12 protein-coding genes are annotated in these 14,916 nt (G+C 51.8%); 9 read left to right on the forward strand and 3 right to left on the reverse strand.

Translation table 11 applies throughout. The annotated features are described in order from the left end of the window. Nucleotides 1–271: 271 nt before the first annotated feature. The 5 genes from guaD to dcp all read left to right on the forward strand — a co-directional run bounded on the left by guaD (nt 272) and on the right by dcp (nt 8,299). A complete protein-coding gene (gene guaD / locus OH773_RS09795) occupies nt 272–1,603 on the forward strand; it encodes a guanine deaminase (protein WP_270145237.1) in 1,332 nt (443 codons plus the stop codon). Then, nucleotides 1,600–3,036 (forward strand): xanthine dehydrogenase small subunit, encoded by a 1,437-nt coding sequence (xdhA, locus tag OH773_RS09800; protein WP_270145238.1) that lies wholly within the window; start codon nt 1,600–1,602, stop codon nt 3,034–3,036. The genes guaD and xdhA overlap by 4 nt, the downstream gene beginning before the upstream one ends. Next, on the forward strand, nt 3,026–5,371 hold the full coding sequence (gene xdhB / locus OH773_RS09805) for a xanthine dehydrogenase molybdopterin binding subunit (protein WP_270145239.1): 2,346 nt from the start codon (nt 3,026–3,028) through the stop codon (nt 5,369–5,371). The genes xdhA and xdhB overlap by 11 nt, the downstream gene beginning before the upstream one ends. Further along, nucleotides 5,368–6,153: a xanthine dehydrogenase accessory protein XdhC gene (xdhC, locus tag OH773_RS09810; protein ID WP_270145241.1), complete on the forward strand. Its 786-nt coding sequence runs from the start codon at nt 5,368–5,370 to the stop codon at nt 6,151–6,153. Before xdhB ends, xdhC begins: the two co-directional genes overlap by 4 nt. A 100-nt stretch (nt 6,154–6,253) precedes the next feature. After that, complete coding sequence (dcp, locus tag OH773_RS09815; protein WP_270145244.1) at nt 6,254–8,299, forward strand: peptidyl-dipeptidase Dcp; 2,046 nt, start codon at nt 6,254–6,256, stop codon at nt 8,297–8,299. A gap of 55 nt (nt 8,300–8,354) precedes the next feature. Here dcp and yciA read toward each other — a convergent pair whose 3' ends face one another. Further along, nucleotides 8,355–8,747, reverse strand: coding sequence for an acyl-CoA thioester hydrolase YciA (gene yciA / locus OH773_RS09820; protein WP_270145246.1), 393 nt, complete (start codon nt 8,745–8,747; stop codon nt 8,355–8,357). 169 nt (nt 8,748–8,916) lie between these two features. Between yciA and OH773_RS09825 the strand changes: the two genes are divergently transcribed. After that, nucleotides 8,917–9,345 carry a hypothetical protein gene (locus OH773_RS09825; RefSeq protein WP_270145248.1) on the forward strand — a complete coding sequence of 143 codons (429 nt, stop codon included), beginning with the start codon at nt 8,917–8,919 and terminating at the stop codon, nt 9,343–9,345. A gap of 104 nt (nt 9,346–9,449) precedes the next feature. Here the strand turns inward: OH773_RS09825 and OH773_RS09830 are convergent, their stop codons facing one another. Further along, nucleotides 9,450–9,986, reverse strand: coding sequence for a septation protein A (locus tag OH773_RS09830; RefSeq protein ID WP_270145250.1), 537 nt, complete (start codon nt 9,984–9,986; stop codon nt 9,450–9,452). Between the two features lie 60 nt (nt 9,987–10,046). Then, complete coding sequence (locus tag OH773_RS09835) at nt 10,047–10,790, reverse strand: YciC family protein (protein ID WP_270145252.1); 744 nt, start codon at nt 10,788–10,790, stop codon at nt 10,047–10,049. Between the two features lie 448 nt (nt 10,791–11,238). On the opposite strand from OH773_RS09835, the gene OH773_RS09840 reads away from it, so the two are divergent. From OH773_RS09840 to OH773_RS09850, 3 genes are all read left to right on the forward strand, one after another. Next, nucleotides 11,239–12,255, forward strand: a complete 1,017-nt coding sequence (locus OH773_RS09840; RefSeq protein ID WP_270145254.1) for an iron ABC transporter substrate-binding protein — start codon at nt 11,239–11,241, stop codon at nt 12,253–12,255. A 94-nt stretch (nt 12,256–12,349) separates the two neighbouring features. Continuing rightward, nucleotides 12,350–13,852, forward strand: coding sequence for an ABC transporter permease (locus OH773_RS09845; protein WP_442865679.1), 1,503 nt, complete (start codon nt 12,350–12,352; stop codon nt 13,850–13,852). A gap of 1 nt (nt 13,853) precedes the next feature. Next, nucleotides 13,854–14,891: an ABC transporter ATP-binding protein gene (locus tag OH773_RS09850; RefSeq protein WP_270145259.1), complete on the forward strand. Its 1,038-nt coding sequence runs from the start codon at nt 13,854–13,856 to the stop codon at nt 14,889–14,891. Nucleotides 14,892–14,916: the final 25 nt, after the last annotated feature.

A 14,916-nucleotide genomic window follows, 5' to 3' on the forward strand; every position in this document is an offset into this window, starting at 1 on the left:
CTGCGCGTTGCTGGTGCAGCGACGTCGAAAAAGTGCAATTTTCTGGTGCACGATAATCCACGACGTGTCGTGTACGAACCCATGATACCAAAATGCAACCGGTTGCGCCTTAAGGCAACCGTTTGCATGATCAATAGTTGCGCAAATGTTGCGCAATCAGTGTGAATGTAATCTAAGCTGCTGTTATAAAACCGATTAAACCCAAACTCCAATATGGCATCAACATTGCAATATTTAACTCACTCTTCACAAAGCCATTACAGGTATGACGATGACAGTGAATTATACGCAAGTGCTACGCGGTCAGTTTTTCGATATGACCCAAACCGGAACACGTCCTGACGAGTTGCTGGCGAATGCGCGTCATCATGAAGATGCATTGCTGTTCATTGATGGCGGTACGGTGTTGGCGTTGTTGCCATGGGAAGAAGGGCGCAAGCATTTGCGTGGCGAGAGTGATTATGTCGATTATCGCGGTAAATTGATTCTTCCCGGATTTGTCGATACCCACCTGCATTATCCGCAAACGGAAATGATCGGGGCCTATGGCGAGCAACTGCTGGAATGGCTACAGACGTATACTTTTCCGGTTGAGAGCCAATATCAGGACAGCTCGCACGCGGCGAAAATGTCGGCATTTTTCCTCAGCCAACTCTTGAGCAATGGCACCACCACGGCTTTAGTTTTTGGCACAGTACATCCGCAGTCGGTGGAGGCACTTTTCAGTGCGGCAGAACATCTCGCCATGCGGATTATCGCCGGTAAAGTCATGATGGATCGCAACGCACCGGAATACTTAACTGAAACGCCGGAGCAAAGTTATCAGCAAACGCGTGAACTGATTCAACGCTGGCATAAAAAAGGGCGTCTGAACTATGCACTGACGCCGCGATTTGCCCCGACCTCTTCGCCAGAATTGCTCAAAATAGTGCAGACCCTGCGCGAAGAGTTTCCTGATACCTGGCTGCATACCCATTTGAGTGAAAACAGTGCAGAAGTGGAATGGGTGAAGAACCTGTGGCCGGAATCCGAAAGCTATCTTGACGTTTATCACCAGTATCAACTGACCGGGAAACGCAGCGTATTTGCCCATGCCATTCATTTGCAGGAGTGCGAGTGGGATTGTCTGCACCGTACTGAATCGGCCATCGCATTTTGTCCGACCTCCAATCTGTTTCTGGGAAGTGGACTGTTTAATCTGAAACAGTGCCATGAGCGGGGGATCCGCATGGGAATTGGCACGGACGTGGGTGCCGGCACCACATTTAATATGCTGCAAACCCTTGCCGAAGCCTACAAAGTCGCCCAGTTGCAAGGCTACAGACTGTGTGCCAGTGAGGCGTTTTATCACGCCACCCTGGGAGGGGCGCACGCACTGGATTTGGATGACAAAATCGGCAATTTCTTGCCGGGGAAAGAGGCGGATTTCGTGGTGCTGGACTTAGCAGTAACGCCTCTTCAGAAACTGCGCTACGCCAACAGTCGGGATATCTACGAAAAATTGTTCGTACTGATGACGCTTGGCGATGACCGCAACATTTGGCACACCTGGGTTAACGGCAAATGCGTGTGGCAACGCGGCACGCTGGAGGTTGCGGCATGATCCAATTTTTGCTCAATCAAACAGTCAAGACGCTTGATGATATTGACCCGAACACCACCGTGTTGAACTGGCTGCGTGGCAGCGAACACCGCTGTGGCAGCAAAGAAGGGTGCGCGTCGGGGGATTGTGGAGCCTGCACGGTAGTTCTTGGGCAAGTTGATGGCGAGAAAATGCGTTATGACACCGCCAATAGCTGCATCATGCTTGTCAGCCAGCTTGAGGGTAAACAGTTGCTGACAGTGGAAGATTTATCAGCCGGGGGAAAATTGCACCCCGTTCAGCAGGCGATGGCCGACTGCCATGCTTCACAATGTGGTTTTTGCACTCCCGGTTTTGTGATGTCAGGTTTTGCATTGCAAAAGAAAAACCGCGCCCCGCAGCATCATGATATTGAAAAGCAACTCGCGGGAAACCTTTGCCGCTGTACCGGCTATCGCCCGATTATTCAGGCGATGCAGCAAAGCTGTGGAGCATTTACAGACTCGTTTACGCGAGAAGCGCCGCAAACCGTACTGCGCTTAAAGTCTCTGCAGAATCCTGAGGTCGCTAAGTTAGTCAAATCCAACCGATGTTTACTGCCAAAAACCGTTCAGCAACTGGCGCAGCTCTATCAGGAAAATCCGCAGGCACGTTTGCTCGCGGGGGGAACCGATTTGGTACTGAGTATTACGCAGCAGTACCAGACGCTACCGCTGATTATCGCGCTTGATCAGGTGGATGAACTCAAAACGATTTCTGTTACGGATAGCCACATTCGTATCGGCGCAATGGCGACGTTGCAAACGTGCCAGGAGATTTTGCAGCCACTTATCCCGGCGTTTTCACAGGCGCTGGATCGTTTTGCATCCCCGCAAATTCGCCATCACGCGACGCTTGCAGGCAACCTCGCTAATGCCTCGCCCATTGGTGATGGTGCTCCGATGCTGTTGGCACTCGGTGCCAGTCTCGAACTGCGCTGCGGGCAGAGCGTTCGCCTTCTGCCGCTTGACGAGTTCTTCCTTAGTTATCGCAAAACCGCGATGCAGGTAGGTGAGTTTATCAGCGCGGTGATCATTGAGCGGGACGCGATTTCCCCGACGTTCAGGGCATGGAAAGTCTCCAAACGGTTGGATGACGATATTTCAACGGTGTTTGGGGCGTTCAATCTCCATTTGGAGTCTGGCGTGGTGACACGAGCTCGGCTGGCATTTGGCGGTATGGCGGCGGTGCCGGCGCGTGCAAAAGGGGCTGAAAATGCGCTAACAGGATTGCTGCTCAATTCGCAAACACTGGCTCAGGCTTGCACCGCGCTGATAGAGGATTTTCAACCGCTCAGTGATTTCCGGGGTTCCGCAGCGTATCGCCTGAAGCTCGCGCAAAATCTGCTCAGGCGTCTGATGCTAGAACACACCGAGCCCTCTCACGCTCTGGAGGTACAGCGTTATGTCAACTAATCCAGTGCGCCTGTCAGAACAGGCTTTAATAGAACAGTTCTCTCGCAAGATGCACGGCGGTGCGGGCGAAAGCCGCAAACATGAAAGTGCGGATAAGCATGTTAGCGGTAAAGCGGAATATATCGACGACAAACTAACGTTACCCGGAATGCTCTACCTGTGTCCGGTTCTCAGCCAGCACGCTCATGCACGGATCCTCAATATTGATACCTCCGCGTGTTACGCCATTGCTGGCGTGGTACGCACTTTTGGCTGGCAGGATGTGCCGGGCGAGCTGGATATTGGCCCACTCGCTCCAGGCGACCCGCTGTTTGCCCGCGATAAGGTTGATTATCACGGCCAGGTTGTCCTGACAGTGGCGGCCGATACACCAGACGCGGCGCGAGCAGGGGCGCAGAAGGTGGTTATCGAATATGAAATTCTCGAACCGGTGCTGGATGTTGAAGAGGCTTTACGGCGTGAACTCTACGTTCAGGAACCGCATGTCCATCAACGTGGTGATGCTGATACCGCGCTGGCCACTGCGCCGCACCGTATTCAGGGGCAATTTCACATTGGGGGCCAGGAACACTTTTATCTTGAAGGGCAGATTGCAGTGGTCATGCCAGGGGAAGATGGTTGTGTGACGGTCTGGTCATCCACCCAACATCCGACCGAAGTGCAAAAGCTGGTGGCGTCGGTGCTGGGCGTAACAATGAACAAAATAACGGTGGATATGCGCCGTATGGGCGGTGGGTTTGGTGGAAAAGAAACCCAGGCCGCCGGGATTGCCTGCCACGCAGCACTGGCGGCGGCATTAACAGGACGCCCAGCAAAAATGCGTCTTTCACGGCGTGATGACATGCGCATGACAGGTAAACGGCATCCCTTTTTTGTGCGTTATGACGTGGGGTTTACCGACGACGGTCGACTCAACGGTGTGAAAATCGATCTGGCCGCCAACTGCGGGTATTCACTGGATCTATCAGGATCGATCTGCGATCGCGCGATGTTTCACGCCGATAATGCTTACTACCTCGGTGATGCACGAATTACCGGATATCGTTGCCGCACCAATCTGGCGTCCAATACTGCCTTCCGAGGATTTGGCGGACCGCAGGGTATGGTCGCCATTGAGCAGATTATGGACCACATTGCGCGCGAACTCGGACTTGATCCGTTGGACGTTCGCAAGCTCAATTATTATGGCGACACCGAGCGCAATGTGACGCACTACCATCAAACCGTTGAACACAACATCATGCCGGAAGTTACCCGCCAGCTTGAGATCAGTGCCGATTACTCTCAGCGCCGTGCGGAAATAAACGCGTTTAACCGTACAAGCGCGGTGCTAAAACGTGGCCTGGCGCTCACGCCGGTAAAATTTGGCATCTCCTTTACCTCCAGTTTTCTTAACCAGGCAGGGGCGTTAATACTGATTTATACCGATGGCACCGTGCAGCTCAACCATGGCGGGACGGAAATGGGCCAGGGGTTAAACACGAAAGTGGCGCAAGTGGTTGCCGGGGTGTTGCAAATACCTGTCGAACAGATTCAGGTCACCGCCACTCATACGGGGAAAGTGCCTAATACCTCGCCAACGGCCGCATCATCGGGTGCGGATCTTAACGGTAAAGCCGCTGAAATCGCGGCACTGACCATTAAGCAGCGTCTGGTAGAAATGCTTTGCCGTTTGCATGATTGCGAAGCCGAAGATGTGGAGTTTCGTAACGGCGTGGTGAAAGTCCAGGGGCGGCATTTTACTTTTAGTGAAGTGGCTAATCTGGCCTGGCTGAATCAGGTCCCGCTGTCTGCCACTGGGTTTTACACAGTGCCGGGCATTCATTACGACCGTGCTGCTGGGCGTGGACAACCGTTCTATTACTTCTCATACGGCGCAGCCTGCTCGGAAGTCATCATCGACACGCTAACCGGAGAATATCGCCTGTTGCGTACGGACATTCTCCATGATGTTGGCAATTCGCTGAATCCCGCACTCGACATCGGGCAAATTGAAGGCGGTTTTGTACAAGGCGCAGGCTGGCTGACCTGCGAAGAGTTGGTGTGGGATGACAAAGGACGGTTACTGACCGACAGCCCGATGAGTTACAAAATCCCGGCAATTAGCGATGTGCCAGCCGACTTGCGGGTGAAGCTGCTTGAAAATCATGCCAATCCGCAGCACACCGTTTACCGTTCTAAAGCCGTTGGTGAACCGCCATTTATGCTGGGGATTTCCGTCTGGTGCGCCTTACAGGACGCCGTAGCCAGCATCTCTGATTACCGTAAACACCCAATGCTGGATGCGCCCGCCACGCCGGAACGCGTATTCTGGGGTTGTCAGGAGGCACCATGAACGATGACGAATGGATAAGCATTCTGATGCAATTGCGCGAGCGTCGCGAACCCTGTGTGTTGCTGACGGTACTGGCTGATAAAGGATCGGTGCCGAGAAACTGTGGCACCAAAATGGTTGTTGGGCGTGAACACGCTTACCTGACTATCGGCGGTGGTCATCTTGAATATCAATGTATCGCCTTGGCACGCGCGATGCTGGAAAAGCACATTACAGAGCCACATACCGAGCATTTTAATTTGGGCGCAAGGCTTGGGCAGTGTTGCGGAGGAATGACGTCAGTACTCTTTGAACCCCTGATTCAGGTACAACCGCAAATGACCGTTTTTGGCGCAGGCCATGTCGGGCAGGCGCTGGTAGCGTTGTTATCAACGTTACCCTGTCACATTACTTGGGTTGATGAACGACCGGATCTGTTTGCCTGTGCACCAAAGGGGGTGAAAACGTTTCAGGCAGAAGAGCCGCTGGATGCCGTACACGCCGCACCTGCACAGAGCTATTTTGTCGTGATGACCCACAGCCATCCACGGGATCTGGAGTTGACCGAAGCGATACTGAAGCGTGGAGACTACCGCTATCTGGGGCTGATTGGGTCGCAGACCAAACGTCAGCGCTTTGAGTATCGGCTAGCAGGAAAAGGAATAACGCCTGATCAACTGAGCACTTTGCGCTGCCCGGTGGGGTTGCCGGATGTAAAAGGTAAACTTCCGGCAGAAATTGCTGTGGCTATTGCCGCTGAAATTATTGCGGTGTATCAGGCGGCGAAGGTGAACGGTGGATGACGCTCACGCGTATCCGCCCTACAATCAATACATCTTTTTCGTAAGGTGGGAACGCAAAGCGGCTTCCACCTTCCTGTTGGCCTCGCTTTGGGAGTTCAGGATGTTGTCAGACAATCCGTTTTACCACCTCAGTTTATTGCCTTATCAAGCCCCTCATTTTGATGACATCAAAGATAGCCACTACCGTCCGGCTTTTGACGAAGCCAAACGCATTAAACGTGAGGAAATTGCGGCGATAGCCCACGACCCCGCAGAGCCTGACTTTGAAAACACGTACCTGGCGCTGGAAAATACGGGTCATATGTTGGGGCGCGTTACCCAGGTTTTCTTCGCGATGACCGCGGCACATACCAATGATTACCTGCAACAACTGGATGAAGAGTTTGGCGCTGAGCTGGCTGAGTTAGCGGATGAAATGCGTCTGAATGCCGTGCTGTTTTCGCGTTTAAATGACGTGTACCAGCGTCGCCTGACGTTAGATCTTGATGATGAATCCCTGCGTCTGATTGAGGTTGTCTGGCAGAACTTTACCCTCGCGGGTGCCACGCTAAGCGAGGATAAAAAAGCGCGTTTGAAAGTGCTGAATAAAGAAGCCGCGCAGTTGAACAGCCAGTTTAATAATCGCCTGCACGCCGCCAATAAAGCCGCTGCGCTGGTGGTTGATGACGTTCAACTTCTTGATGGGTTAACTTCTGCGGAAATTGCCGCGGCAGCACAGCATGCCAGTGCTAAAGGACTGGAGGGGAAATACGTCATCCCGCTGCTTAATTTTACCCAACAACCCGCGCTGCAATCCATGCGTAACCGCCAGACGCGTGAAAAACTGTTTAAAGCAGGTTGGGAGCGGACTCAGCACGACGACAGCCACGATACACGCGCCATTGTCGCTCGTCTGGCGACGTTGCGTGCAGAACAAGCGCAACTGTTGGGGTTCGAGAGCTATGCCGCGTGGAAAATTGCCGACCAAATGGCGCAAACCCCGCAGGCTGCATTACAGTTTATGCGAGACATCGTTCCCGCAGCGACCGCGCGTGCACAACGCGAATTAGCCGCTATTCAACAGGTTATTGACCAGCAGCAAGGCGGTTTCAAGGCAGAAGCCTGGGATTGGGCATTTTATTCCGAACAAGTCCGACTCGCGCAATACGACCTCGATGAAGCGCAAATCAAACCCTATTTTGAACTGAACAATGTGCTAACCAATGGCGTTTTTTGGGCGGCGAGCCAGCTGTTCGGTCTGAGTTTTGTTGAACGTTTTGATATTCCCGTCTATCACGATGATGTGCGGGTATGGGAAATATTTGATAAAGACGGGCGCGGTATGGCGCTGTTTTATGGCGACTTTTTTGCCCGTGACAGCAAAGGCGGCGGCGCGTGGATGGGCAACTTTGTAGAGCAATCTACGCTGCTGGAAAGCGCACCGGTGATTTACAACGTCTGCAACTACAGCAAACCGGCAAACGGGGAGGTGGCGCTTATTTCCTGGGATGACGTCGTGACGCTGTTCCATGAATTTGGCCATACGTTACACGGGCTGTTTGCTACCCAACGTTATGCGACACTGTCGGGCACCAACACCCCACGCGATTTTGTTGAGTTTCCATCGCAAATTAACGAACACTGGGCGCGCCAGCCGCAAGTTTTCGCAAACTACGCGCGGCATTACCAGACCGGCGAGCCGATGCCTGAAGCCCTGAAAGAAAAGTTATTCCGTGCTGCGCAATTCAATAAAGGCTACGACATGACGGAACTCCTCAGCGCCGCATTGCTGGATATGACCTGGCACAGTTTGCCTGAGGGCAGCGTAGTGGATGATGTAACAGCGTTTGAAGCGCTGGCACTCAATCGCGAGCATATTGACTTGCCGGCAGTACCTCCGCGTTATCGCAGCAGCTATTTTGCCCATATTTTTGGCGGGGGTTATGCCGCAGGATATTACGCTTATATCTGGACGCAAATGTTGGCGGATGATGGCTACCAATGGTTTGTGGAGCAAGGTGGGCTAACGGCGCACAACGGTCAGCGTTTCCGCGAGGCGATTTTATCTCGTGGCAATAGTCAGGATCTTAAAGCGTTGTATAACGAGTGGCGGGGACATGCACCGTACAGTGAACCGATGCTGGCAAATCGGGGTTTAGCAGACTAACCCGTGTCGATAAAAGAAATGCGCCCTCAGGCGCATTTCTTCTTCGCAAATGGGTTTAGCTCGGAATCGGGCGGGGTTTACCTGTAGGATCCACCGCCACATAAATGAAAATGGCTTCTGTTGCTTTGTAACGCTGACCAATAGGCTCGGAAGAGACTTTTTTCACCCAAACTTCCACGTTAATCGTGATGGAACTGGTCCCGCGTTTTACGCATTTCGCATAGCAACACACCACATCGCCCACAGCGACCGGCTTGAGAAATGTCATCCCATCGACACGAACAGTGACTACGCGGCCTTTTGCGATTTCTTTTGCCTGAATGGCACCACCCATGTCCATTTGTGACATCAACCAGCCACCAAAAATATCGCCGTTGGCGTTAGTATCAGCAGGCATTGCCATGGTGCGTAATACCAATTCCCCTGAAGGAGTGTCTTGCTGGATCATTTGTCTTCCCGATATGTATAGATGTCATTCATCATAGCTTTGATGTCTCTGCCTCTAGTTTAATACGTGTAAGCCTTTGTAAGTAGCATTTAAGTAGCATTAATATCTAAAGGGGATTGTTTCATGACTGGCAGAATCATGGTCACCTAAAAATGACACAGCCCTCAACATGAAGAAAACTCTCCTTATCGCAATCAGCCTGCTCGCGTTATCCAGTCAAGTGAGTGTCGCGGGGACCAAAACCCTGGTGGATTATGGCGTTGTTCAACAGAGCACAATTATCAGCAGCCAGAGCCGCTCTCATCCGCTGCGAACCATGGCAGCTGGTGCCGCCGGTGCTGCAATAGGTAATCAGTTTGGTGGGGGATCCGGGAAGACTATCATGACGGCCACAGGCGCCGTCGCTGGGGTGGAAGCTTCACGTAATCGTCAGGCCAGGCAGCAAAGTGCTCAGACTGTGAACCTGACTATTAAGACGAATAACGGACAAATCATCCAGGTGGTGCAGGACTACAACGGAACACTCACCTTCAACAAAGGTGACAAGGTGCGTATTCTCACCTCCGGTTCGAATACCACCGTTGATAAGTCTGTGTGATCTAAAACTGGACAAGCGGTTAATCGAACTCGGTTGAAATAAAAAAGCACACGCTCGGTAAGGATACCAATGTGTGCTTTTTTTTGGGCCATGTAGCGGGAGAATTACTTCTCTTCTTGCGGCATACGCTTATAGATGTACACGCCGCTGAGCAGGGTAAATACGAGTGTCGCAGCTGTCAGGCCGAACACTTTAAAGTTGACCCAAACGCTTTGAGGAAGCCAAAAAGCGACGTAAATATTCACCGCTCCACAAACGATAAAGAACAGCGCCCAGGCAATATTCAGACGCGACCAGACGGTTTCTGGCAGAGAAATTTCCTTTCCTAACATCCGTTGAATTAACGGCTTGCCCATCACAAATTGGCTAATCAGCAACGCGAGAGCGAACAGCCCGTAAATCACCGTCACTTTCCATTTAATAAATTCATCATTATGGAAGAACAACGTCAGGCCGCCGAACACAGCAACCATCAGGAAAGTAATCAACGCCATCTTTTCCAGCTTGCGGAATTTATACCAGCTGTAGATCAGCGCAAAGCCGGTTGCGACGATCAATGCGCCGGAAGCGACGTAGATGTCATACATTTTGTAGAATGCGAAGAAGACAATCAGGGGGAGGAAGTCGAGAAACTGCTTCATAATCTGTTCCGTAAAATGACTCCTGAGCGCTGAAAAAACAGGCTCAGGAGCAGGTGTAAGTTATTGGCGAATCAGCATGTACAGGCGGAATAAATAGATGAGCAAGACTGCTGAAATCAGATTGCTTATCGTATTCGCTATCACCGCGCCAATAGAGGGGGATAGTGCCGCAAACGAAGATGCGAGCATCAGCAGTGCGGTCTTCGCCAGCAACCAGCTAATCACTGCTGGTGCAACAAGGCGCATATTTGACCAGGCAAGACGCATACTGCTGCGCAGTGACTGGAAGACGCCCGCTTTATCCTGAACAACCATAATCGGTGCGAATGAAAGCAAAATCGCTAACAGCACGCCCGGCACGACTATCAACATGATGCCAATCTGCACCAGGAAAGTCGTCAGGAACATCAGAATAAAGATTTTAGGCAACACAGGAGCCGAAGTGCCAATGGCACGAAGCGCACTCACACGTTGTCCGGCACTCACCATCTGGATTAGCACCAGCACGCTACCTGCAAGGATAGCATTGCCGATCAGGCCAGAAAATGTCGAAGCCGCAGAGGCTCTGAGTAACATTTGTTGCTGCTCAGGTGTCATGTTCTGCACAAGGTCAAACAGCCCAACGCTATTCGATAAATTGTCTCCTTCACTAAGGATAGACAGTTGCTCGTCGCTGGGTGAAAAGGCGTGACCGATCACAACCGAAATAAAAGCACAAAGTAACGCGATCAGTAAGACAGTAACAAACTGATTGCGTAGAAAATTCCCCGTGTCACGGTACACAGAACCTGCCGTGATAGACATGCACTCTCCTTGATGTTGCGCGGTTAAAAATCAGCGGCCAATTGTACCCTGGATGGAGGGCGGTGGCACCGACAAGATGTAAGCCTTGAGTAAGTTACTGTCAGCAAGAATATTGATCTGGATAGGGTATGGCGTTTTATCCATAAGTTGGCATAGCCTGAATCTTCCCTGCGTCTTCTGATTTATTCAACAGAGCCCGGGAACGTTACAAAATGGCGGTCGTGCGATTTTTCGTGCCATGGTCAATTGTTCCTAAGGTTTTACTAATGTTTTTAACCTCCGTCATTCGGGAGCAGGATATTTTCTTAGTAAAGCCTCGATCCGCCACATTTTTTACCTTTCTTTAAAAATGATAACCATTTTCATTATCATTCCGAATGCGCTGTGGTGTAATCCGCGTCGCTATGCATTCTGGTGTTATGTACTCATTTTTATGAAGGATTAACTTATGAAATTTGGCGTATCGTCCCTTTGCTCCATCGCAGTAGTGACTTCATCTATTCTACTGTCGTCATTTGCCAGTGCGGCGGATAACAACGAAGGAATCGTGGTTTATAACGCCCAGCATGAAAATCTGGTTCAGTCTTGGGTCGATGGCTTCACCAAAGAGACGGGCATCAAAGTCACCCTGCGTAACGGCGGCGACAGTGAGTTAGGAAATCAGCTGGTGCAGGAAGGCAGTGCGTCGCCTGCGGACGTTTTCCTGACCGAAAACTCACCTGCGATGGTACTGGTTGATAACGCGAAATTATTTGCACCTCTGGATGCCGATACTCTTGCGCAGGTCGCTCCAGCATATCGTCCGGATCATGGGCGCTGGATTGGCATTGCCGCCCGTAGCACCGTGTTCGTGTATAACCCTGCAAAACTGAGCGAAGCGCAATTGCCAAAATCCTTAATGGATTTGGCGAAACCTGAGTGGAAAGGGCGCTGGGCTGCTTCCCCGTCAGGTGCTGATTTCCAGGCGATCGTAAGCGCCGTTCTGGCACTGAAAGGCGAGAAAGCAACGCTGGATTGGCTGAAAGCAATGAAAACAAACTTTGTTGCTTATAAAGGCAATAGCACCGTCATGAAAGCCGTGAACGCAGATCAGATTGATGGTGGGGTGATTTATCACTATTACCGTTTTGTTGACCAGGCCAAAACTGGCGAAAACAGCAAAAACACGCAACTCCACTACTTTAAACATCAGGACCCAGGCGCATTTGTCAGTATCTCTGGCGGTGGTGTTCTGGCTTCCAGCAAGCATCAACAGCAGGCTCAGGCCTTCGTGAAGTGGGTGACTGGTAAATCTGGTCAGGATATTCTGCGTACTAATAATGCGTTTGAATATGCGGTCGGTAATAACGCGGCATCTAACCCTAAACTGGTTCCACTGAAAGATCTGGATGCGCCGAAAGTTGAACCGTCATCGCTCAATAGCAAAAAAGTCATTGATTTGATGACTGAAGCTGGCCTTCTTTAATAAATGCAGTGGTGAGTGCCTGATGTCCGTGGTTAACGTTACAGAGAGTCCCAACATACAGATCCGTGATTTACAGCGGCGTCCTGCATTTTTGATGGTGCTGCTCGCGATCTTTTTCTCGATGCTATCGCTGATCCCCCCAGTTTTTGTCATTGTTATTGGATTTGACACTGGCTGGGAAACGGTCAAGGCACTCATATTCCGTCCTCGTGTTGCTGAGCTTCTCAGCAACACACTGCTCTTAGTGATTATCGCCGTCCCGCTTTGTATCTTTACGGGTACATTGCTCGCCTGGCTGACTGAAAGAACGACGCTTGCCGGAAGGCGTATCTGGTCGATGCTGGCCGTGGCTCCCCTGGCAATCCCGGCTTTTGTGCAAAGTTACGCATGGGTCAGTGCGGTGCCATCGATGCACGGTTTATCCGCTGGGGTCTTTCTGTCTGTTCTGGCCTATTATCCCTTTATTTATCTGCCTGTGGCGGCCGTACTTCGTCGTCTCGACCCCACATTAGAAGATGTCGCCGCTTCACTGGGTACACCGCCCTGGGCGGTATTTTTCCGTATTGTCCTGCCGCAGCTTAAGCTTGCGATTTGGGGTGGGGCGCTGCTAGTGACGTTGCATTTGCTGGCGGAATACGGGCTGTACGCAATGATACGTTTTGATACCTTCACCACTGCTATTTACGACCAATTTCAATCGACGTTTAGCGGCCCTGCGGCGAATATGCTGGCGGGTGTTTTGGCCTTGTGTTGTCTGGTGTTCCTTACCCTCGAAGGTGCTACTCGTGGCAAAGCCCGTTACGCGCGAGTGGGAGCGGGTTCGCCGCGTCAGCAAAACCATCTGCGTCTGAACGGGCTGATGAGCATTTTAGGTCAGTTATTCTCATCTACAATCATACTGCTGGCTTTCGTGGTGCCAATCGCGGTGCTGTTGCGCTGGTTATGGTTGGGGGGAATAGAAAACTGGAACCAGCCCGAACTCTGGTCCACTCTGCGCCAGACTCTGCTGCTGGCATCTGCCGGCGCATTGGTCATTATTCTTGCAGGTATTCCCATTGCCTGGCTTTCGGTGCGCCATCCGCGTCCGCTGTACCGCGTGCTTGAAGGGTGTAATTACTTTACCAGTTCATTGCCCGGCATTGTGGTTGCACTGTCGCTGGTCACAGTAACCATTCACTACATGCGCCCCATCTATCAGACAGAAGTCACTCTGTTTCTGGCTTACTTGCTGATGTTCACGCCGAGAGCGTTGATAAACTTGCGCGCCGGGATTGCTCAGGCGCCTGTAGAACTTGAGAATGTCGCTCGCAGTTTAGGTAAAACCCAGGCCGCTGCCATCTGGAGCATTACCCTGCGCCTTGCGGCTCCGGGTGCCGCCGCTGGTGCTGCTTTGGTATTCCTCGGGGTGACCAATGAGTTGACTGCAACGCTTTTGCTATCACCGCCAGGCACGCGCACGCTTTCGACCGCCTTCTGGGCGCTGACCAGCGAAATTGATTACGTTGCTGCCGCCCCTTATGCGCTGCTGATGGTCCTTATTGCACTGCCGTTAACCGGTATTTTATATGTGCAGTCTCAAAAACTGGCGGGTCTGTAAGATGATTGAACTAGCGAATATTTCCAAAAAATTTGGCCAGACATCCGTGCTGGAAAATATCAATTTATCTGTCGTGCCTGCCAGCCGGACGGTGATCGTTGGGCCATCTGGTTCGGGAAAAACCACATTGCTGCGCATTCTTGCGGGGTTTGAAACGCCAGATAGCGGGCGAATTACTCTGTCGGGTAAAACGCTTTTTGACGAAAACACCTTTATCCCGGCGCATCAGCGTGGCATTGGTTTCGTTCCGCAGGAAGGGGCGCTTTTCCCACATATGAAAGTGGGAGAAAACATCGCGTACGGCCTGACGGGGTCCCGTCATGAAAACCGCCGCCGCATCGCAGAACTGATGGAACTCGTCTCTCTTGACCGTCATCTGCAAGACCACTGGCCGCATGAAATCTCAGGCGGACAACAGCAACGCGTGGCGCTGGCTCGCGCGCTTGCACAAGAACCGGTGCTGATGTTGCTCGATGAACCGTTCTCGGCACTCGATACCGGGCTGCGTGCAGCGACCCGAAAAGCGACGGCTGAATTATTGGCATACGCCGGAGTGGCGTCGATTCTGGTGACTCACGATCAGCATGAAGCGCTCTCCTTTGCCAGCCAGATTGCGGTCATCCGCGATGGACGTTTTTCCCAGGTTGGTTCGCCGACCGAGGTTTATTCACAACCCGTGGATGAAGCCACCGCACTGTTTCTCGGCGATGCGTTGATTTTCTCCGCGCAAATCAACAACGGTTTTGCATACTGTGAACTGGGTACCATTCCTGCGGACAACCCGCAATTTACCGGTGACAAACGTATAATGCTGCGCCCGGAGCAAATCATTATTTCTCCATACCAGGCCGATGCTCAAACTCATCACGCTGTCACCATCAGCGAAGTGGATTTTACCGGTTACCTTTCAACACTGACGCTCATCTCTCCCGAGTGGGCCACGCCGTTACAGATTAAAACGGTCAGTCAGCAAAAGTGGCAGGTGGGGATGCAAGTTAAACTGGCGGTTAGCGGCCACGCCTGTGTCCTGGCGGATTAAGATGACAAAATTGTCATCTTAGCGC

The organism is Buttiauxella sp. WJP83 (assembly GCF_027594725.1).
GTDB classification, from domain to species: Bacteria; Pseudomonadota; Gammaproteobacteria; order Enterobacterales; family Enterobacteriaceae; genus Buttiauxella; species Buttiauxella selenatireducens.